A 22,103-nucleotide genomic window follows, 5' to 3' on the forward strand; every position below is an offset into this window, starting at 1 on the left:
AGAGAAACAATGGCTTTTTATATAGGACGAGTAGCTTAATCAAATTGCAAACTATCGTCAATAGGGGATAGATATACATAGTTTAAGTTAGTGTTTTTACATTGCTCACTGAGGAAATTAATTAAAGTATCTTGTTCCTTAGTAATTGGGATTTGCTTAAGTACTATTTGAGATTGCAAATACATAGCTAACTTATTGCTCCAAGCAGCTGCATCATCGTGGTTTTCGGCTTTAGCTATGACTTTTAAAATTGTCTGCTCAAGCGGAAGATATGCTTTAATTTGAACTTTATTGAAACTAGTATATAAATCTTTTAATACTGTGATAATTTCATCGTGCTTTGTAATAGGTTTTTCTAACATGATAAAGACCTCACTATCTTAAATAATTTAACTGATTTCTGGGCCCACTAAAATACTAGCATCTTTCATGCTTGAAAAGCCTATTTTGTATGAAAGTAGCGGTTTCTGCTAAGTGTTTATCTTGATTTAAATAACATTATACTGATTTAGATCAGTAAATCATTTCTTAAATACTGATTAATCCTTAAAATAAAGCTCTAAATACAGATAAATACGGAAAATGAAAGGGTTTTCTGATAAGATGAGATATGTGAGGTGAGATAAATGCAATCACAAGTTGAAAGACTAGATTTAATTAGACAAAAATTAGATGAGGAAAAAACAATTAGTACACGTGAAATTATGAAATTATGTCATGTCTCTTTTGATACGGCTAGAAGGGATGTAATTAAATTAACCAGCACGGGTCAAGCAATTCGAATCCATGGTGGATTGATGAAAATTAAACAGGGGACAGTGCCTGATTATAATTCTCGTGTCCATGTTTTATCGCCCATAAAGAATAAAATAGCTAAGATGACGGCAAAGTATTTAACAGCTGATAAGCTGATTTATTTAAATGCTTCGACTACTATTTCGCAGCTGTGCCACTATCTTAAGGGCTTAAATGCAACAATCATGACAAATTCAATTGATAATGCTGGTGCCCTAATGATGGATAACTTGCCTAATGTCATCTTACTAGGCGGCTATTTAAATAAAGAGAATCACTATACATCTTCTTTAAATAGTTTAAAAGAAATAGATCAATATGAATTTGATATTGCAGTCATTGGGACGTCATCGGTTAATAAAAATGGCGTTTTTGTAGTTAACCATTCGGATGCACAAATTGAAAGAGAAGTAGTTAATCGAACCAAAACAGTTATTTTACTGGCAGAAGAATATAAATTTAAAGAAGATAGATCTTCTCCATACAAGGTCATGGATTGCAAGCAAGCTGATATTTTGATTACAGATAATAAGCTTGATCCACAGTATCGAAAATATTTTAAAAAGAATATTAAGATTCGTGAAGTACTCGAAGAGGAAAATATAAAAAGTAAGTAATTATAATTGGACCGTCCCAATAATTTTAAAAGTTGAATTTTCGTACTTGATGCTATATGATAAGTACTGTAATAAGCAAATGAAAACTATTTCAAGGAGATATAGCTATGGCAGTGAATTACGATTCTCAAGAATACTTAAAGAGTGTTGACGCATACTGGCGTGCAGCTAACTACTTATCAGTGGGACAATTATTTTTAATGAATAATCCTTTACTTAAGAGAGACTTAAAGGCAGAAGATGTAAAACCTAAGCCAATCGGTCACTGGGGTACAATTGTGCCGCAAAACTTTATCTATGCACATTTAAATCGTGCAATTAAGAAATATGATTTAAATATGTTCTATATTGAAGGTTCTGGTCATGGTGGCCAAGTAATGGTATCTAATTCATACTTAGATGGTTCATATACTGAGCGCTACCCAGAAATTACCCAAGATGAAAAGGGAATGGCTAGGTTATTTAAGCAATTTAGTTTTCCTGGTGGAGTTGCTTCTCATGCTGCTCCAGAAACTCCTGGATCAATCCATGAAGGTGGGGAATTAGGTTACTCACTATCTCATGGTGTTGGTGCAATTTTAGATAATCCGGATGTAATTGCTGCAGTTGAAATTGGTGATGGTGAATCAGAAACTGGTCCACTTGCTACTTCTTGGTTTTCGAGTAAGTTCATTAACCCAATTAAAGATGGGGCAGTTATTCCTATCTTGCAAATCAATGGCTTTAAGATCTCTAATCCAACCATCGTTTCTAGAATGAGTGACGAAGACTTAACTAAGTACTTTGAAGGAATGGGTTGGAAGCCATACTTTGTTTCTGCATATAAAGACGGTGAATTTAATGGGTATAAAGACCACATGGAAGTTCACCAAGAAATGGCAAAGACAATGGACGAAGTTGTTGAAGAGATTAAGGCTATTCAAAAGCATGCGCGTGAAAACAATGATGATTCCTTAGTGAAGTGGCCAATGATCGTCTTTAGAGTACCTAAAGGTTGGACCGGTCCAAAATTTGATCTAGATGGCAATCCAATTGAAAATAGTTTCCGTGCTCACCAAATTCCAATTCCTGTTGCTCAAGATGACATGACTCATAAAGAAATGCTTACTGATTGGATGGAAAGCTATAAGCCAGAAGAATTATTCAATGAAGATGGCTCACCAAAAGATATCGTTAAGGAAAATATCTTATCAGGCGACCAAAGAATGGCTATGAATCCAGTAACCAACGGTGGTATTGATCCAAAAGTCTTAAATATGCCTGATTACCGTGACTTTGCAATTAAATTTGATAAACCTGGTTCTGTTGAAAAACAAGATATGGCCGAATGGGCAAAATATTTAGACAAGATGTCTGAATTGAATCCAACTAATTTCCGTGGTTTTGGTCCTGATGAAACTAAATCTAATCGTTTATTCCAACTTTTAGATAATCAAAAACGTCAATGGATGGAAAGTATTCATACTCCAAATGATGAAAACTTAGCTCACGAAGGTCGTGTGATTGACTCACAATTGTCAGAACACCAAGATGAAGGTTGGCTTGAAGGATATGTATTAACTGGTCGTCACGGATTCTTTGCTACTTATGAAGCATTTGGTCGTGTAGTTGATTCAATGCTTACTCAACATATGAAATGGTTGAGAAAAGCTAAAGAGCAAACTTGGAGACATGATTATCCAGCTTTAAACTTAGTTGATACTTCAACTGTTTTCCAGCAAGATCACAATGGTTATACTCACCAAGATCCAGGTATGTTAACTCATTTGTATGAAAAGAATCGTCCAGATTTAATTCACGAATACTTGCCAGCAGATACTAACTCTCTTCTTGCTGTATCTGATAAGGCATTTAGAGATCGCGAATGCATCAATGTTTTAGTAACTTCTAAACAACCTCGTCCTCAGTGGTTCTCAATTGAAGAAGCTAAAAAATTAGCTGATAAAGGTCTTGGGTATGTTGACTGGGCATCAACTGATAAGGGCGCTAAGCCAGATGTTGTTTTTGCTTCAACTGGTACTGAACCAACAATTGAATCTTTAGCTGCCATTGACTTACTTCATAAAAAATTCCCAGACTTAAAGATTCGCTACATTAATGTGATTGATGTCATGAAATTAATGTCACCAGAAAAGAATCCAAATGCAATCAGTAATGAAGAATTTAACCGTCTTTTCCCTAAAGGTACACCTGTTATCTTCGCATGGCATGGATTTAAGCCAATGATGGAATCAATTTGGTTTGATCGTGGTCGTGGTAAAGATGATGTTCATATTCATGGATATGAAGAAAATGGTGACATTACTACTCCTTTTGATATGCGTGTTTTGAACCACATGGACTGCTATGATTTAGCAAAGGATGTAGTAGAGAGTATTCCTGATTTAAGTGAAAAGAATGCTGACTTCATTGATGAAATGGACAGCTTGCTTGCTAAACACCATCAATATATCCGTGATAATGGTAAAGATATGCCAGAAGTTACTGAATGGCAATGGAATGGCTTAAAATAAATATATTATTTTTAAAGATCGGATTAATTTCCGGTCTTTTTTAATTGTAGTTATTAAAAAATCATTGTATTGTTAGTGTGATATTTATTGCTATAATGGTTTAAGAGAAGTAAGTGTAATTTTAATAAATAAAAGATATTGTAGGAATGGATGATGAGATGGATTTTAAAGATGTTTTAGCAAGTGAACATGCAACAAGAAAGTTTACTGATCAAAGAGTAAGCGAAAAAAAAGTTATCAAAGTAATCGAAGAGGCACAAAGAACTCCATCATTGTTAAATTCACAACCATGGCGAATTTATGTAGCTGAAGGTGAAGTTGCTAAGGCAATAAGAAAAGAATATGAGAAGAAGGTCTTGGCTCATGAAGAACCACATGAAGATTTTGCTTCATTGCTAAAAGTTGAGTGGGATACATTCCCAAGTAAAAACATGGCAACGATGAGTGAAACTTTAGATTACTTTTTATGTGGTGAATCTTATGCTTTCGATCAAGCTCAAATAAAATTGTTTAACGCTCCTGTGATAGTATTTTTGACTATTCCTAAAAAATCTCCAGCTTGGTCAATTTTTGACTTGGGTGCGTTTTCGCAGACACTGATGTTAGCTGCTAATAATCGTGGCTTAAGCACAATGCCAGCTCATGCTTTCGTTAAGTACCCAGATGTAATAAGAAAGTATTTGAATATTCCAGAAGATGAATCAATTGGAATTGGGATTGGTTTAGGATATCCGAATAAGAAGGCAACAATTAATAATTACAAGTCTAAGCGTGTACCGTTAGATGAAGTTTTAAAGATTAAAAAAGATCTCTAATTAAAAAACTCTTGAAGAAATAAAGTCTAGCTAATTTGTTAGATGGAATTCTTTAAGAGTTTTTTATTTGCTTATTTAAAATAATATTAAAATATGGCATAATTATAAAAAAAGGAGAAGAATGATGTTATTAGTTTCTCCTGAGCAATGGGCTAATTGGGATAAATGGTTTAATTACACATTGCCAGGCTATATTTTAATTTTAGGGATAATTTTTTTATTTGTTGGATTGATTCCATTTTTATGCGTACATAATAAAATTACTTATACTTTATTTGGGGTGACAACCGTATTTTTAGTAACTTTTCTGGGGATAGCGTATTTTAAAAATAAGGAATCAACAGAATATGTCAAAGAAAATCACTATTTGACGGCAATGGTTAGAGAGTATGATGCTCAGATTTTTGCTAATAAATATTATGATCCAGAGGAAATCGAGATGTTTAAATATGTAGCTGATATTCAGACTCCGTCACACTTACCCTCAATTTATAAAAAGATACCAGTGAAGCAAGAAGTTACCTACCTTGGTAAAAATGATTATTATGCTTTTATTGAATTAAATAATGTAGTAACGAAGTTTAGTTTAGCAGATTGTAAAAAAATCTCAGGAAATAAAACTTACTTTACAGGGTATCATTTTAAGATTAGAAATAAGAAGTTTTTGAAGTTAGGATTTATTGATTTAAAACATAATTTACGCGATAAAGTAGAACTGCCAGCCGATTCCTATAACAAGCAAGTTTCAAGTAATATTGAAGAAAATTATAATCATCCCGGATTAGTTGCAAACTGGATCCCTGATTCAGCAAAATAATGCTAAAATAGAGATGTAATTATTTAATATATAAAAAAGGTGAAGATCACTTGTCTACAAGTACTATAACTACTAATTTAATTGTTATTTTCATAACGTTTTTAATTGCAATTTTCTTTGTTGTTGCTGAATTTGCTTTAGTGCAGACTAGATCGAGTCAGTTAGAAGATATGCTGGCAAACGGTCAGGGCAATCCTAAGAAACTAAAGCGTGCTCTACATATGGTTCATAACTTAAATGAGTCATTATCTACCACTCAAGTAGGTACAACTTTAGTTGGTGTTATTTTAGGTTGGATTGGTCAGGGAACTATTGAGGAACTATTGACCGATGTGTTTAAAATGACACCTTGGTTTGGAGCAAAGACTAGCGGAGTATTAGGAGCAACTTTAGGTGTTGTATTGCTAACTTATTTAGAAGTTGTTGTAACTGAAATTGTTCCTAAGAATATTGCTATTGACATGCCCGTTAAATGTTTAATGGCAGTCGTTACTCCTTTAGCTGCTTTCCATACGATTGTATATCCATTCGTATGGTTACTTAACCACAGTGCTAATGGATTGCTTCATTTATTAGGGATGCAGTCAGCTGATGAAGAAAGTGAAGTTTATTCACAATCTGAAATCTTGCGTTTATCTCGTAACGCTGTAACGGGCGGCTCACTTGATAAAGACGATCTTTTGTATATGGAACGTGCTTTTGAATTAAATGATAAAGTTGCTAAAGATATCATGACAGACCGTACTCAACTTCAAGTTTTAAATGCGACTGATGATGTAAAGACAGCTTTAGAAAAATACATTAAAGATGGTTTCAGCCGTTTTCCAGTTGTGCGTGATAACGATAAAGATGATGTTGTAGGATATGTTTATTCCTATGATATCGTAAGTCAAGATCAGGAAAATCCTAATGTTCCGATTACTAGAATTATTAGAGCGATTATTACTGTGCCTGAATCAATGTTAATTCAAGATATTTTGAAATTAATGATTAAAAAGCACACACCAATTGTTTTAGTAGTTGATGAGTATGGTGGAACAAGTGGAATTGTAACTGATAAAGATATTTATGAAGAACTCTTCGGATCAATTAAGGATGAAATCGATGATGTTTCAGACGAATATATTGTCCGCGATGATCATGGAAATATCCATGTTTCAGGAAAGACTACTTTATATGATTTTGAACGTTACTTCCATACTAAGCTGAAAGCATTCGAAGATAGTGATATTATTACCATCGGTGGTTATATGATGGAACACTATCCTAATTTAAAACGTGGTGAGTCTGTTGATTTAGAAGGCTTTAAGTTTAAGCTAGTAAACATTGAACAAGGATTCATGCGTTGGTTCATCGTTTCTAAGATCGATCAAGCCAGTGAAAATGATGATTCAGAAAATAGCGATCAAAATGATAAAGAAAAAGATAAATAATCGGAAAAAGCACCTCAAGATAGGTGCTTTTTTGTCTAATTAAATGTTATAATTCTACTATTAACAACGCATTTATAAAAGGATATAGAGGGTTAAAATGCAAAATAGTGATAATATTGACAACATTATTGATCGTGTTTTATTTAGTCAAGATGACATCGAAGAGATTTGTCAAAGACTAGGTAAGCAATTAACTGAGGATTATGCTGGTAAGTTTCCATTAGTCATTGGGGTACTAAAGGGTGCTGTATACTTTATGACTGATTTAACACGCCATATGAATGTAAAAATGCAAAATGACTTTATGGATGTTTCAAGCTACGGTGATGGCTTTGAATCAACTGGTAAAGTTAGATTAGATATTGACGTTCAAGCAGATGTTAAGGGTAGAGATGTATTACTGGTTGAAGATATTGTTGATACTGGTCATACTCTAAAATTTATGAAGGATCTATTAATTGAACGTGGCGCAAAGAGTGTAAAGTGTTGCGCACTTCTTAATAAGACAGAACGCCGTGAAGATGATGTAGTTGTAGATTACTATGGCTCAAAAGTTGAAAATGAATTTGTAGTTGGCTATGGATTAGACTACTTAAATGCATATCGTAATCTACCTTATGTTGGTGTTTTAAAACCAGAAGTTATTCAAGCAAACTTAAACCGTTAATAATTCAAAATATATTTATCATAAAATTAAAAGGGTTGAGACTTCCTCCTTAGCTAGTGGAAGTTTCAACCCTTTATCTATGAGCTTTATTATTGGCGATTGTTTTGCTTTTTCATATAGTAATAAATAGGAAGGCCCAATAGCGTTAGACCGATACCAGTTATTGATAGCCAGAATTCATTGATTACAGTACTAATTACAATGAATAAACCACCACCAATTGAGATGATCGGGACAATCGGATACCAAGGAACAACATACGGACGTTCTAGTTTAGGTTCGCGGTAGCGCAAAATTACCACTGCAATTGAAATTAGGGTGGTAAAGGTCCACATGACGAAGACGAGCATGTTGGTTAAGAGGTCAAAGGTCCCTAGTAGAATCATTATTAAAGATACGAAAAGAATAATTAGTGCACTCAGTGTAGGCACACCTGTATTAACATTAGTGCGACTAATTTTATCGGAAAATGGTAACATCTTATTTTGTGCTAAAGTATAAGGTATTCTCATTCCTGTAAGCATAAAACCATTAATTGCGCCATAAACTGAAATTAAAATTCCAATAGTAACTAATTTCCCGCCTAAACTACCAAATAGTTTTAACGAAGCTAAATAGGCAGTATTTTGATTGCCAACAATTTCTTTAAAGGGGATGGCAGTTAAAAATGCATAGTTGACTAATACATAAATTAAAGTAATAGCCGATAGTCCAATAATGATAGCTCTTGATAGATTCTTCTCAGGCTTTTCAATTTCACCAGCTAAATTAGTTACGTTAATCCAACCATCATAAGCAAATAAAGCTGCAAGTAAACCGCCACTTAAGCCTGTCCAAAAAGAAACATTATGTCCAGCGCTTAAAGGGAGTAGGGCAATGTTGACTTTGTTTGAGTTAAAAAGTCCGAACAGCACAATTAAAGCAATTGGAATGGCCTTAAGAATAGTCATGACTGATTGCATTCTGGTTGAAAACTTTGTAGAAATAAAGTTTAAGCCCATTAAAAATATGGCGAGTAGTATAGCAATTAAAGTTGCGTATTTAGCAGGCAGGTTAAATAAAACAACAAATTGTTGTCCAAATATTACACTTAGAGCGGCAATATTGGCTGGAAAATAGACTAGCATCTGAGCCCAGCCAAATAAAAAGCCCCAAACTTTCCCGTAAGTATACTCGATGTACTTGATAGAACCCCCAGTAACTGGAAGAGCAGCTGCAATTTCAGATACGGTGAGGCCAGAAGCAATGGAAACAATACCGGCTAAGATCCAGACAAAGAGAGTTAAGGAGGGAGTGCCGGTTTCATAACTAATGCTTCCTATTTTGAAAAAAACGCCCCCACCAATTACAGTTCCAACGACTGTAGCTAGGGCTTGACCAAAGCTAATTTGTCTTTTCAAGATTGTGCTTTCCTTTCAATATATCTATAACTTTTAGTAATGATATCATTTTATACTAAATCTTAATGAAAGTGGTGTAGAAAGAAGAAGTTCGTTAAAATAGCTAATGGAGGGACTGCAATGCATCGTTATCGACATAAATATACTTTTCCAAGTATTATTATCTTACTCATTCTAGCTTTCTCAGGACTAGTGTGGGGATACTTTAATATGAGGCAAAATACAACTGTTCCTCGTGGCTCAAATATGAGTGTATTAGGCATTGAATTAGACCAAACAAAAGATTACATTGATCTACATAAGCTAGAAAAAAATGGTATTTCTTTTGTATATTTGAGGTCAACACAAGGAAAATCTTATTTTGATGATAATTACCTGCTTTATCGCGATCAAATTCAAGGAACTAACTTAAATTTTGGTACAATTATTGCTTATAGTGATGAAACAAGTAATCAAGAACAATACCAATACTTTTTGAATAAAGTAGGAACTAACACTGGAAGCTTGCCAGTTATGATTGTGCCAGCCGCTAGTCACTTGACTAAAGCATATTGGAAGCGAATGGGAGATTTCGCTAGAATGATAAATAATCTTGGAAAAAGAGTAATGATAGCTGGTGACTATCGCTACCATAATTATTTTCCAGAAGGGACAAGATTTTTATATACAGGTGCCAGTTTAAAAGATCGGCGACATTATGCATTTTGGTGTTACACTCAAAATGGAAGGGTTAAAAATATAGATAATCTCGATCAGGATGTAACTATGTTTGCTTATATTGGTACTAATACACAGTACGAGCAATTATATGGTCAGCAAGGAACACAATAGAGGAAATAAAATGTATTCAAACGCAATTACACAAGTTTTAGAAAAAGAACATAAAAATAAACCAACCTTAATTCAAGAAAGAACATATGATGCTATTCGTAATGGTGCTAGCATCGTAGGATTAGCTAAGACTGGTACTGGTAAAACTTTAGCTTATGGTTTGCCAGTAATGGAGCGAATTGCTGAAATTGGTGGTCGAGGCATTATTTTAGAGCCAACTACTGAACTTGCGATTCAAACTAGGAATAATCTTTTACCTTATGCAAAATCATTAGGTTTAAAAACCATTGCATTAGTTGGAGCAGGAAATAGAAAAAGACAATTAGAACGCTTAAAAAAGGAAAAGCCGGAAATAATAATTGCTACACCAGGAAGATTTTTTGACTTTTTATCAGAGAATCGAATCAAGTATCAAGACATTAACGCCTTAGTGATTGATGAAGCGGATGATATTTTAGAATTTACAAAATTAGAATTACTAAGTTCATTAGGACAAAATTTATCTTCAACTGCTCAAATTTTGCTTTTTGGAGCATCAGAGTCAGAAATTACGAAAAATGCCGAAGATTTGTTTAATCACACTTTCTTATTAATTGATGTGCGACCAGAACAAAAATCTGAAGTTAAACATTACTTTTTACAAGTCTCAAATGAATATAAAATGCAGTTTTTGCAGCGGTTGGCAAAGTTAGATAAGTTTAAGGGCATACTCTTTTTTGATAGTACAGAAAGTGAAATGAGATTTGCGCGAATTTTTAGTCATAGTAAGACAAAATTTGCTGTTTTAAGTAATGAAACTAGTAAACAAAAGCGAGAAAAAATTCTTAGTGATTTTAGAGCAGAACGAATTAAGTTTTTATTTGCGACTGATTTAGCAGCTCGTGGGTTAGACTTACCTGATGTTAGCTATGTTATTAACTTTGAAATTCCGAGTGAAGTGAACACTTACTTGCATCGGAGCGGTAGAACGGGCCGAATGAATAAATCAGGAACTGTTGTCACTCTTGGGGATGATCATGACTTTAGAGACTTGAGAAAATTACTAGCTGATACTTACCAAGTTCAAAGAGCATATTTTGCAGGTTATAGTTTGACGACTGAAAAGCCAAAACGAAAAAAAGCGGAGCCAGAAACTCAAGAGAAGAAAGTACAGGAAGTTAAGCCTAAGCATAAAAAGAAGCGTTGGCGCAATAAGAAAAATAAAGGATATCATCCTCGAAAGGATAGAAGAGAAGAATAATGTCATCTTTAGTTAAATGGCTAGAAACTTATGTTTTGCCACCTGCATCGCGTTTAGCTCAAGTACGCTGGCTAGTTGCAATGCGGGATACTTTCATTTCTTTACTGCCAATTACAATGGCTGGTTCAATTGCCATGCTATTTAATAGCATAATTAGAGCGGCTAAAGTACAAATGCATTGGGATACTTTTTATTCTTTGATGCAACCTGTAGTAGCAATTGACAATATCATTTGGGAAGGGACATTTGCCCTTTTTGCTGTTTATTTTGCAATTTCTTGGGGTTATCATTTAGCTAAGACCTATGAAGTCAACCGATTTGCAGGTTCTGTTGCTTCTTTAGTTGCTTTTGCAATGAGCATTAGTGATTCTGTTAAATTGCGTATTGATGGGGATGTAGTTGATATTAAAAATGCTTTTTATATCAAGCAATTTTCTACAATGGGCCTATTTACAGCTATTATCTTTGGCTGTATTGGAACAGCGTTATTTATTACCTTTTATAAGGCTAGAATTAGACTAAAAGTAGATAGTAGTATGCCGCATGCAGAATGGGTTGCATTTAGTACGTTGATCCCAATCTTGCTTTCTGTTTTTATTGTAGGTTTTGTTAACTATGCGTTTCAAAGACTTACAGGAACTTATTTTGGTAATTGGCTGCTTACTACTATTCAAAGACCCTTGGTTAATTTAGGACAAGGCTTTGGAGTCGTTTTATTAGTTACATTTTTGGTCCAGATCTTCTGGTTCTTTGGAATTAACGGGATAAGTGTGCTAACTCCAGTAATGGATTCTTTGTGGCTGACACCAGAAAATATTAATGTTACAGCTGTTAGAAATAGTGAGCATGTTCCTTATGTTTGGGTTCGTGACTCTTTTAATGTTTTTGCATGGTTTGGTGGAGCAGGCGGAACGCTGGTATTAATTATTGCCATTTTAATGTTTTCTAAACGTAAAGATTATCGAACAATAGCAAAGATGGCTGTAGCACCAGGAATTTTTAATATTAATGAACCTATTATTTTTGGCCTGCCAGTTGTTTTTAACCCTGTCTATCTAATTCCATTTGTGGTAGCTCCTTTAGTAAATGTATCATTAGCTTATTGGGCTACACAGGCTGGTTTAGTTAATCCAGTTCAAATTTTTGTTCCAACCGTAATGCCGCCACTTATCGGACCATTCTTGGCTTGCAATTATGATTGGCGTGCTATTGTACTGGCTTTCATTAATATGGTAATTGCGCTTCTTATTTGGATGCCGTTTGTTTTTGCGGCAGATAAGATTGCTAAGCAAGATAATAATCGACGGAATTTCTATTTACCTCAATATTAAATTTATGATAGTGAAAAGTTAGTTTTTATGTTAAAGTAGAAACTAGTCCTGACCCCGTAGTTCATCTGGATAGAACAATGGTCTCCTAAACCGTAGAGGTGAGTTCGAATCTCACCGGGGTCATACATGAAAAAAGCATTTCTTCAATTAATTAGAAGAAATGCTTTTTTATTCATCTTAAACATATTTTAATGGGTTAATAAAAATCTCTAAAACAATCCAGAGAAAAATAATTAGTAATATTGCAATAATTCCAATTAAAACATGCTTATTTTTTTGTGGGTAAGAGTTCCCAAAGAGGAAAACTAAGCAAAAGACTATAATGGTAATTAAAATTGCAGCTAAAGATAAAAAACTAAACATAAATTGCTCACTTTCCTTATAATATATAAGTATAAAGTAGTTTGACAAATAGTACCAAAGAAAATTTAATTGGGGTATAGTAGAAGATACAAGATATAAGGTAAGGATAAATTATGAATAAAGTAAAAGTAATGACAGTTTTTGGTACTAGACCAGAAGCTATTAAAATGGCACCGTTAGTGTTGAAGCTAAAAAAAGATGATCGTTTTGAAGAGATAACAGTCGTAAGTGCTCAACATCGTGAAATGTTGGATCAGGTTTTAGATATTTTTAAAATTAAACCTGACTATGATTTTAATATCATGCATAAAAATCAAATATTAGAAGATATTACTTCAAAAGTAATGCTTGATATGGCTAAAGTAATAAAAAAAGAGCAACCAGATATTGTTTTGGTTCATGGGGATACAACAACTAGCTTTGCGGCTGGCTTAGCAACTTTTTATGAACAAACAAAGTTAGGCCATGTGGAGGCTGGCCTTAGAACCTGGAATAAGTATTCTCCGTTTCCAGAAGAGATGAATCGGCAAATGACTGATGATTTAACTGATTTATATTTTGCACCAACTAAATTAAGCAAACAAAACTTAATTAAGGAAAATCATCCCGCTGACAATATTTATGTGACTGGGAATACTGCCCTTGATGCTTTGGAACAGACGGTTAAAGAAGATTATCATCACGATGTTCTTGATGAAATTAACCCAGATAGTAAGATTGTTTTAGTTACCATGCACCGCAGAGAGAATCAAGGAGAACCTATGCGACGCGTCTTTAAAGTTATGAAACAGGTAGTTGATAGTCATAAAGACGTTGAAATTATCTATCCGGTTCATCTGTCTCCACGTGTACAAAAGGTAGCTAAAGAGGTATTAAGTGACGATCCGCGAATTCACTTGGTTAAACCACTAGATGTAGTTGATTTTCATAATTTAGCTAAAAAAAGCTACTTTATTATGACTGATTCGGGTGGAGTTCAAGAAGAAGCTCCTTCTCTAGGTAAGCCAGTATTAGTTTTACGTGATACAACTGAGCGCCCTGAAGGGGTAGCAGCTGGAACTTTAAAGCTTGTGGGAACCGAAGTAGATAAGGTTCGTGCTGAAATGATACGTTTACTTGAAGATGAAAAAGCTTATACTGAAATGGCGAATGCAAAAAATCCATATGGGGATGGAAAGGCAGCTGATCGGATTATGGATGCAATTGCTTATTATTTTGACAAGGAACATAATCAAAAACCAGTTGATTTTAACTAAAAAAAGCTCCATTTTGAAGTGCCATAGAAAAGTTAGACATTTATAAAATTTTAAAGATTTGATAATACACGATTTCTGTATTTTACAGGAGTCGTGTATTTTAATTTGTTTGATCTTCTAACATTGTTAAACCAATAAATATAATCTTTCAGAATTTCCTTCATCTCTTCTAAACTTCCAATCTTAAGTCGATTCAGTTTTTCTCTCTTCATTAGATTAAATATCGTTTCTCCTGGTGCATTATCATGACAATTTCCTTTTAGGGACATGCTTTGGATTATATTCATTTTCTTTAGTCGAGCCTGATAGCCTGGATTCTGATATTGAAAGCCTTGATCTGAATGAAGGATAGGAGCAGCTCCTGGTGGAAGATTATCTGCTAGTTCATCTAGCATATTATAAATAGTTTTCATTTCAGGAGAGTAACTTACTGCACAAGCTAGAATCTCCAAAGAAGCTTTATCTACTACAGGAGAAATATAAACTTTCTTGCCGTTAGTTAGTTTATATTCGGTTACATCGGTATGAAGAACTTTATAGGGGATAGTTTCATCAAAAGTTTGATTTAGGATATTTGGTGCTTTCTTTCCTACATTACCCTTATACGAACTATATTTACCAGTATTTTTATGATAAATTGTTGTTTTTATTCCTAAACTTCTCATTAACTTACGTACTGTTTCTAGAGAAAATTTAAATCCTTCATCTCTTAACGCTCCCCACATAGGACGATAACCATATGTTTCTTGTCCTTCATAGCCATAATAGATTTCTTGAATCTTCTCTTTTACTAAAGCATACTTATCAGCTTGATTAATTCTATTTTTTACATTGTCATAGTAAGTCTTTCTATTTAATTTAAGCACCTTAAATAAGACCTTAAGTTTAATTTGATGGTGTTTTGCCCGAATATCCTGTATTAATTGTGTTTTTTGTTTGTTGGATAACGTGGATATCGGGCAGCCACTTTTTTTAAGACAAGATTTTCCACTCTAAGTCTTTCTAATTCAGCTTCCTGCTTAAGAATTTTTTCTTCATACTTTTGCTTTTCACTAAGTTCTAACTTTTTAGTTGTCTTCTTACTCTTTTTAGGCACTTTCCTAGGCCGACCTTTCTGTTTAGGCAGCAGCCCAGCGTATCCTTCTTCATTGAACTTTTTAGCCCAATTGTATACTTGAGAATCACTAATATTAAACTTAGCCGCTACCTTTGAAACTCCAATAGAATGTGTTAAGTAGTAGCGTACCACATTTAGCCTAAAGTCAGAAGAATAAGTAGTTTTAGTATGTTTAACAGATAAGGCAGCTAAACCTTGACACTTAGCCTTATCAACCCACCTACGAATAAGAGTCCAATGAATATTATATTGTTTAGCTAAACCTTTTATTGAATCTTCATGATTTAAATATTTGGAAACAATTTCAATTTTTAATTCAGTCGAATATTTGGTCATAAAAAAATACCTCATAATTATTAGATTTTATGTCTAACAATTATGAGGCACTTCATTTTTATGGAGCTTTTTTAGATCACTTTTTATTAAAGTAGTCTTTAAATTTTTTAGCGAATTTACCACTAGTATTAAGAAAAATTGATTTGGTAGTTAAGTAATTGAAGATACCTACTAAAATTTGATCGATTATTTTTACAAAAAATGCATTCCAATGAAGCCAAGAAATACCAACTAGCATAATTAAGTTATCCGGGATTAAACTAATAACTCGGTAAATAAAGAATAAACAAATTTGGTAAACTACTCCATGCTTTTTATCAACATTTTGAATGAATACACCATGTTTATTAAAAGAAAAAGAGGCTAAATTAGAAATAATAAATGCGATTGTGTTGGCATAAATCACAGGCATCTTCCAAATATTATGCAATAAAAGAAAGCAGGCAATATTGATAAGGGCTGCTAGAAAACCGAAGATAACATAAACATAAAAATTTCGGTGTCTGGCAACGAGTTTACTCCCGAGTTTTCTTAACTGCTCTTGAGTAATCTTTTGTCCCTTTCTTTTATGATGACTTTTAGCCATTAAATGCCTCAACTATTTCTTCAGTAGCTTGATCAATTAAGGCGATATCTTCATCATCGACTGCATTTTCTATTTTAACTGGTTTTGCGGCTTCAATAGCGCCACATTTAATAAATGCTTTTTCAAAATCATCTACATTTTCACAGTAGTGATCTTTATAGGTCTTGTCTCCTGAGCCCATTACAGCAAATTTTTTACCAGATAAGTCAAGGGTAATTAGTTGGTCGTAAAAGTCTTTCAATTCATCAGTCATAACGCCTTCGCCATATGTATAAGTAACCATCACGCAAAGGTCAGCATCAAGATAAGAGCTAGCATCTGCAAAACTGACGTCAATATTTTCTACGTCAAAACCTGCATCTTGTAAGTTTTCTTCTAAAATCTCTGCCATATCTTCATCATTACCAGTCATGCTGGCAAAGACAATTTGTGCTTTCATGCAAAAAACTTCTTTCTATAACGTTTTCTCTTATTATACTAAAGAAGTATAGAAGTTTGTAAATCTTAAGAGAAATTATTTAAGAAAAGCTTTATAATGAATGGTTGAGACTTTCTTAATAACTACAAATTCATACCTATTTAAGGTATGCTAGGAGTATATAAATTAAAAAAGGAGACTTTTTAATGATAACAATTAAATCAAAACGCGAATTGCAAGGTATGCAAAAATCTGGTCGCGTTTTAGCAGCTATGTTTGAAGGGTTACGTGATGTTATTAAACCTGGAATTTCAACTTGGGAAATTGAAGAATTTGCTCAAGATTTTATGAAAAAACATGGTGGTCGTCTTTCAGAACAAGGTTTTGAAGGATATAAGTATGGAACTTGTATTAGTGTAAACGATGAAATTGCTCATGCAATTCCTAGAAAAGATAAGATCCTAAAAGAGGGTGACTTAGTCAGCGTTGACGTTACTTGCAACGTTGATGGCTACGAAACTGATTCATGTACTACTTATGGTGTTGGTGAAATTTCTGCCGAAGACCAAAAATTAATGGACGTTACTAAGAAAGCAATGTACATGGGAATTGATCAAGCGGTTGTTGGAAATCGTATTGGTGATATTGGTAGCGTTATTCAAAATTATGTTGAAGATGAAAATGGCTATGGTGATGTGCGTGAACTTGTAGGCCATGGTATTCAACCATCAATCCATGAAGATCCAGAAGTTCCTCACTGGGGTAAAGCAGGTCATGGTTTGCGTTTACGTGAAGGAATGACTATTACGGTTGAACCAATGGTTGAAGCTGGTGGTGACTGGAGAATCGAACAAAAGACTGTATCCGATCCTAATGATGATTGGGTTTACTATGCAACTCCAGATGGCTCAAAGGCTGCTCAATTTGAACATACTTTTGCAATTACTCCAGATGGACCAAAGATCTTAACTTTGCAAAAGCCATATGATGGCTACGAAAAATATCTTCCTCACTTTTTAGATGAAGATTAATAGATAATAAAATCATGAATTCTTTTCTAAATCAGACTAAAAACCGTATAACAGAGTTCTTTCAGTTATTATCTAAATATATTAGCCAAGGCGAGATAAATCAGACTTCAATTATTATTGCTTACTATGTGCTATTAAGTATTTTTCCAATCATAATTATTATTGGAAATGTTTTACCTTTGCTTAATATCGACACTGAGCCAATTGCTCGTTATCTTGAATTGATTTTTCCATCTCAAGTTTCAAGTCTAATTATGCCAATTATTAATGCTTTATTGAAAAAACACTCCAGTGGTTTTATTTCTCTTGGTATTGTAATTGCTATTTGGTCTTTAAGTTGTTTGGTTAATTCAATTCGCTTAGCAGCAAATAAAATTTATGGCGTTGATAAAAAAGAAAAAGGTAAGTCATGGTGGAACTATTTACTTGCTAGAACGTTTACGTTTGTTCTTTCTGTGGTTTTGGTAGTTGGTTTTTCAATTATAATTTTTGTCGTTACCTTTGGTAGACAAATTATGGAATTTTTAGCTCCAATTTTTAATCTATCCTTGTGGTGGGTATATAAGTTGGAAAATTATCGTTGGCCGATTATAATTTTGGTTATGGTTATTATAAATTTGTATATTAACTATGTCATTCCCAACATCACTGTACAAAAGCGCATCGTATGGCCTGGAGTATGGTTTACTGTAGTGAGCTGGAGCGCCTTATCCTATTTCTTTGGTTTATATTTAAGGCAATTTGGAACGCGCTGGCAAAACTATGGAATTGTAGGTTCTTTTATAATCTTTATGTTATGGCTAAATGTAGGTTCATTTTTACTTTTGCTTGGTATTTGTCTTAATGCCACAGGGGATGAATTGAAAGGTAGAAAAATTGAATACAGTCGTAGCCCGATTTTGAGAATTTTTAGAAAAAAATAGCAAATTGTCTAAATAAGTTTCTAGAAGTTTGGTAAAATACACTAAGGAAAGCTTATTTTGTGAGGAGAATAAAATGAAAGTAAGAAAAGCAGTTATTCCAGCAGCTGGATTAGGTACTAGATTTTTACCTGCCACTAAGGCTATGCCAAAGGAAATGGTACCAATTGTTGATAAACCAACAATTCAATTTATTGTAGAAGAAGCTAAAAAATCTGGAATTGAAGATATCTTAATTGTTACTGGTAAAAACAAGCGTTCCATCGAAGATCACTTTGATGCTAACCCAGAACTAGAACAAGATTTGGAAGAAAAGGGTAAAACTGAACTTTTACACTTAACCCAATCAATTACTAACCTAGGTGTTAACCTTTACTATACTCGTCAACCATACCCAGCTGGTTTAGGGGATGCGATTTTAAGAGCTCGTAGCTTCGTTGGGGATGAACCATTTGCTGTTATGCTTGGTGACGACTTAATGGAAGATAAGACTCCACTAACTAAGCAATTAATTGATCGTTATGATAAGACTCATGCATCAACTATTGCTGTTATGCCTGTACCACATGAAGAAGTTTCTAAGTATGGTGTTATTGATCCAGATAGCGAAATTGAACCTGGTTTGATTAACGTTAAAGCATTTGTTGAAAAGCCAGATGTAGATAAGGCACCTAGTGACTACGCAATTATCGGTCGTTACTTATTAACTCCAGAAATTTTTGATATTTTAGCACATCAAAAACCTGGTCGTGGTGGTGAAATTCAATTAACTGATGCTATTGATACTATGAACAAGACTCAACGAGTATTCGCTCATGTATTTAATGGTGAACGTCATGATGTTGGTAACAAGGAAGGTTACCTTGAAACATCAATTGAATATGGTTTATCTCACCCTCAAATTAAAGATGATTTACGTGAGTACATTATTAACATGGCTCAAAAATTACAAAAAGAAGATAAAAACTCAAAGAAGAAATAATAAGACTTCTTTGAAACTATAAGACTGACTATTTTGTCAGTCTTATTTTTTTGCTAAAAAAGGTGTAATCTTTTTGCCAAGTGCTTATAAATAGTGAGAAAATATAAATAACTATTTTTATAAGGGTAAAATGATGATTGAATATAAAAATATTTCAAAAAAATACGATGGACAAGAAATTTTAAAAGATGTTTCTTTCGCAGTGAAAAAAGGAGATATTTTTGTTTTAGTTGGACCAAGTGGAAGCGGAAAAACAACTTTGTTAAAGATGTTTAACCGTCTTATTGAACCAACAAAAGGACAGATTCTTCTAAATGATAAACCAATAAAAGAATATAATTTGCGTAAACTAAGAGAAAGGACAGGGTATGTATTGCAAACAGCTAGTTTGTTTCCAAATTTAACTGTTGGTGAAAATATTACAATTGTGTTAGAGCAAGAAGGTGTTGATCGCAAAGAACGGCGAAAAAAACAGGAAGAGCTATTAAAATCGGTTGATTTGGATCCAAAATTATATTGTGATCGGATGCCGAGTGAACTATCAGGTGGTGAACAACAACGAGTTGGTATTGTTCGGGCTTTAGCAGCGGATCCTGAAGTTGTTTTAATGGATGAACCTTTTTCTGCTCTTGATCCAGTTGTAAGAAAGCAACTACAAGACTTACTTATTAATTTACATGAACAATTTAATAAGACAGTAATGTTTGTAACACATGACATGCAAGAAGCTATTCGTTTAGGAAACACAATTGGAGTTCTGCATAAAGGTGTTTTAGAACAAGTTGGCAAACCTAGAGAAATTTTAAGACATCCTGCTACAAAATTTGTACAGGAATTTTTTGCAGGAAATAGAATTAATCAAAAGCTCGACCTTGAAACTTTATTGAAGAGTGAATTGGGCGTAGATCCACGATTCTATCCTAAAGTGGATGCCCTTGTTCGTTATCACGTTGATAGCGTAGAGGATTTAATTAAAGATTGTTCTAACCATCCTGATACTCTGTTTGTTGCAGAGACCAGGTTTGGAGAATTTTTAATTGAGCCAAAAAGAGTTTGGAATTTCTTTTTAAAGTGGGTGGCTGGACATGATTAAATCACTATGGCAGATGTTACTAACTGAACATGAACAAATTTGGGCTACCACACTTGTTCATATTAAGATTTCTCTGATTGCCTTGCTGATTGCAATGGTAATTGCAATTCCGCTGGCTTTTATTTTAAAAGGTCACAAAAAAGCTGCTGAATTTACACTTCAAATAGCGGGAATTATTCAAACAATTCCTAGTTTGGCGGTTCTAGGTTTACTGCTACCATTTGTTGGAATAGGAACTGTGCCAGCAGTCATTGCATTAGTTTTATATGCAATTATGCCGATATTTCAAAATACTTATTCAGGATTAACAGAAATACCCGAAAATCTGGAAGAAGCAGCCACTGCCTTTGGGCTAACTAAATGGAAAAAGTTGCAGCGACTAGAAATTCCAATGGCTATGCCAATGATAGTTGCAGGGATTAGAATTGCGCTGGTTATGATTATTGGGACTGCTACTTTAGCTGCTTTAATTGGTGGCGGAGGCTTAGGGACTTATATATACGTTGGGATTAATTCAAACAATAATACTGAAGTTCTAATGGGAGCAATCTTATCTGCGTTGCTTGCTCTAATATTTAGTGGCGTTTTGAAATTTATTTCAAAAAATAATAAACGTCTAAAAGTAGGAAGTGTACTAATTGGTCTAGCTTTAATAATTTGGGGTGGAAGTAGTGTGTATACACATTATGCTAATACTTCTAAGAACGTTGCTGAACCAAAACAGACGATTACCATTGCTGGAAAAATGGGATCCGAACCAGCTATTTTGATTAATATGTATAAGGATCTAATCGAAAAGAATGATCCCAATACTAAGGTGGTTTTAAAACCTAACTTTGGTGGAACAACGTTTTTATTCAAAGCTCTGCAAACAGATAAGATTGATATTTATCCTGAATTTACAGGTACAGTTTTACAAACTTTAGTTAAAACTGGTAAAAAGACCGGGAATGATCCAAATCAAGTTTATGTAGAAGCTAGAAGCGACTTAAAGAAACAATTTGATATGGAATATCTGAAGCCAATGGCTTACCAAAATGGTTATGCTTTAGCTACAACACAAAAATTTGCTAAAGACAATCACTTGACCAAGATGAGTGACTTAAACCGTGTAAATAAAAAAGCACATGCAGCCTTTGATCCGGACTTCACTTCATTAAAAGATGGCTATCCTGGCTTAAAGAAAATCTATAAGTTAGATTTTGCTTCAATTAAGAGTACTGAATCGAGCATTCGCTATCATGCTATTGCTGATAATCAAGCTAATATTGTTGATGCTTATACGACAGATGCAGAAATTAAGAAGTATAATTTAGTAATGCTAGATGATGATAAGAAATTCTTCCCACCATATCAGGGAGCTCCTCTAATGAGGGCAAAATTTGCAGAGAGAAATCCTCAAATTGTAAAGGCTTTAAATAAATTGGCTGGTAAAATTACTACTGAAGAAATGCAGGAAATGAATTATCAAGTTAATGTTAAGCAGGAGAAACCTGCTAAAGTAGCTCATGATTATTTGGTAAAACATGAATTAATTTAGAA

At 33.8% G+C, this 22,103-nt stretch carries 20 protein-coding genes and 1 tRNA gene; 16 read left to right on the top strand and 5 right to left on the bottom strand.

The genetic code is table 11. The features are described from left to right. Nucleotides 1-35 precede the first annotated feature (35 nt). Nucleotides 36-362, bottom strand: a complete 327-nt coding sequence (locus tag GTO82_RS03125; RefSeq protein ID WP_180873699.1) for a bacteriocin immunity protein — start codon at nt 360-362, stop codon at nt 36-38. Between the two features lie 264 nt (nt 363-626). On the opposite strand from GTO82_RS03125, the gene GTO82_RS03130 reads away from it, so the two are divergent. The 6 genes from GTO82_RS03130 (at nt 627) to hpt (ending at nt 7,657) form a co-directional block, all read left to right on the top strand. Beyond that, complete coding sequence (locus GTO82_RS03130) at nt 627-1,412, top strand: DeoR/GlpR family DNA-binding transcription regulator (RefSeq protein ID WP_180873700.1); 786 nt, start codon at nt 627-629, stop codon at nt 1,410-1,412. A gap of 107 nt (nt 1,413-1,519) precedes the next feature. After that, a complete protein-coding gene (locus tag GTO82_RS03135; RefSeq protein ID WP_180873702.1) occupies nt 1,520-3,925 on the top strand; it encodes a phosphoketolase family protein in 2,406 nt (801 codons plus the stop codon). 158 nt (nt 3,926-4,083) lie between these two features. Next, a complete protein-coding gene (locus GTO82_RS03140) occupies nt 4,084-4,740 on the top strand; it encodes a nitroreductase (protein ID WP_180873703.1) in 657 nt (218 codons plus the stop codon). Between the two features lie 124 nt (nt 4,741-4,864). Further along, entirely contained in the window at nt 4,865-5,557 is a 693-nt protein-coding gene (locus tag GTO82_RS03145) for a hypothetical protein (protein WP_180874075.1), read from the top strand. 50 nt (nt 5,558-5,607) lie between these two features. Continuing rightward, nucleotides 5,608-6,990: a hemolysin family protein gene (locus tag GTO82_RS03150; RefSeq protein ID WP_180873705.1), complete on the top strand. Its 1,383-nt coding sequence runs from the start codon at nt 5,608-5,610 to the stop codon at nt 6,988-6,990. Nucleotides 6,991-7,087: 97 nt separating this feature from the next. Then, nucleotides 7,088-7,657: a hypoxanthine phosphoribosyltransferase gene (gene hpt, locus GTO82_RS03155; protein ID WP_004895417.1), complete on the top strand. Its 570-nt coding sequence runs from the start codon at nt 7,088-7,090 to the stop codon at nt 7,655-7,657. 89 nt (nt 7,658-7,746) lie between these two features. Here the strand turns inward: hpt and GTO82_RS03160 are convergent, their stop codons facing one another. Beyond that, nucleotides 7,747-9,057: an APC family permease gene (locus tag GTO82_RS03160; RefSeq protein ID WP_180873706.1), complete on the bottom strand. Its 1,311-nt coding sequence runs from the start codon at nt 9,055-9,057 to the stop codon at nt 7,747-7,749. A gap of 120 nt (nt 9,058-9,177) precedes the next feature. Between GTO82_RS03160 and GTO82_RS03165 the strand changes: the two genes are divergently transcribed. The 5 genes from GTO82_RS03165 to wecB all read left to right on the top strand — a co-directional run bounded on the left by GTO82_RS03165 (nt 9,178) and on the right by wecB (nt 14,078). Then, nucleotides 9,178-9,888, top strand: a complete 711-nt coding sequence (locus GTO82_RS03165) for a GH25 family lysozyme (protein WP_180873707.1) — start codon at nt 9,178-9,180, stop codon at nt 9,886-9,888. A 10-nt stretch (nt 9,889-9,898) separates the two neighbouring features. Further along, nucleotides 9,899-11,128 (top strand): DEAD/DEAH box helicase, encoded by a 1,230-nt coding sequence (locus GTO82_RS03170; protein ID WP_180873708.1) that lies wholly within the window; start codon nt 9,899-9,901, stop codon nt 11,126-11,128. Next, nucleotides 11,128-12,459 (top strand): PTS sugar transporter subunit IIC, encoded by a 1,332-nt coding sequence (locus tag GTO82_RS03175; RefSeq protein ID WP_180873709.1) that lies wholly within the window; start codon nt 11,128-11,130, stop codon nt 12,457-12,459. The genes GTO82_RS03170 and GTO82_RS03175 overlap by 1 nt, the downstream gene beginning before the upstream one ends. A gap of 50 nt (nt 12,460-12,509) precedes the next feature. Next, a tRNA-Arg gene (locus tag GTO82_RS03180) sits at nt 12,510-12,582 on the top strand. A gap of 353 nt (nt 12,583-12,935) precedes the next feature. Next, nucleotides 12,936-14,078, top strand: coding sequence for a non-hydrolyzing UDP-N-acetylglucosamine 2-epimerase (wecB, locus tag GTO82_RS03185; protein WP_180873710.1), 1,143 nt, complete (start codon nt 12,936-12,938; stop codon nt 14,076-14,078). A 50-nt stretch (nt 14,079-14,128) separates the two neighbouring features. Here the strand turns inward: wecB and GTO82_RS03190 are convergent. The 3 genes from GTO82_RS03190 to GTO82_RS03200 form a co-directional block, all read right to left on the bottom strand. Further along, a protein-coding gene (locus GTO82_RS03190; protein ID WP_180873711.1) for an IS3-like element IS1223 family transposase occupies nt 14,129-15,531 on the bottom strand; the annotation gives its coding sequence in 2 pieces (ribosomal slippage) (nt 14,129-15,057 and nt 15,057-15,531; 1,404 coding nt in all). A 76-nt stretch (nt 15,532-15,607) separates the two neighbouring features. Continuing rightward, nucleotides 15,608-16,117, bottom strand: coding sequence for a GtrA family protein (locus GTO82_RS03195; RefSeq protein WP_180873712.1), 510 nt, complete (start codon nt 16,115-16,117; stop codon nt 15,608-15,610). Continuing rightward, the gene (locus GTO82_RS03200; protein ID WP_004897021.1) at nt 16,110-16,556 is read right to left on the bottom strand and encodes a flavodoxin; all 447 of its coding nucleotides are present in this window, start codon (nt 16,554-16,556) and stop codon (nt 16,110-16,112) included. Before GTO82_RS03200 ends, GTO82_RS03195 begins: the two co-directional genes overlap by 8 nt. 185 nt (nt 16,557-16,741) lie before the next feature. On the opposite strand from GTO82_RS03200, the gene map reads away from it, so the two are divergent. The 5 genes from map (at nt 16,742) to GTO82_RS03225 (ending at nt 22,101) form a co-directional block, all read left to right on the top strand. Beyond that, a complete protein-coding gene (gene map, locus GTO82_RS03205; protein WP_004897022.1) occupies nt 16,742-17,566 on the top strand; it encodes a type I methionyl aminopeptidase in 825 nt (274 codons plus the stop codon). 14 nt (nt 17,567-17,580) lie between these two features. Then, complete coding sequence (locus tag GTO82_RS03210) at nt 17,581-18,489, top strand: YihY/virulence factor BrkB family protein (RefSeq protein WP_061400474.1); 909 nt, start codon at nt 17,581-17,583, stop codon at nt 18,487-18,489. Between the two features lie 73 nt (nt 18,490-18,562). Further along, nucleotides 18,563-19,468 carry a UTP--glucose-1-phosphate uridylyltransferase GalU gene (gene galU / locus GTO82_RS03215; protein ID WP_180873714.1) on the top strand — a complete coding sequence of 302 codons (906 nt, stop codon included), beginning with the start codon at nt 18,563-18,565 and terminating at the stop codon, nt 19,466-19,468. Between the two features lie 130 nt (nt 19,469-19,598). Continuing rightward, nucleotides 19,599-20,561, top strand: a complete 963-nt coding sequence (locus tag GTO82_RS03220) for an ABC transporter ATP-binding protein (RefSeq protein WP_180873715.1) — start codon at nt 19,599-19,601, stop codon at nt 20,559-20,561. After that, complete coding sequence (locus GTO82_RS03225; RefSeq protein WP_180873717.1) at nt 20,554-22,101, top strand: ABC transporter permease/substrate-binding protein; 1,548 nt, start codon at nt 20,554-20,556, stop codon at nt 22,099-22,101. The genes GTO82_RS03220 and GTO82_RS03225 overlap by 8 nt, the downstream gene beginning before the upstream one ends. The last annotated feature ends 2 nt before the right edge of the window (nt 22,102-22,103 follow it).

The sequence above is a fragment of the Lactobacillus johnsonii genome, from assembly GCF_013487865.1.
In the GTDB taxonomy this organism is placed as follows: Bacteria; Bacillota; Bacilli; order Lactobacillales; family Lactobacillaceae; genus Lactobacillus; species Lactobacillus johnsonii_A.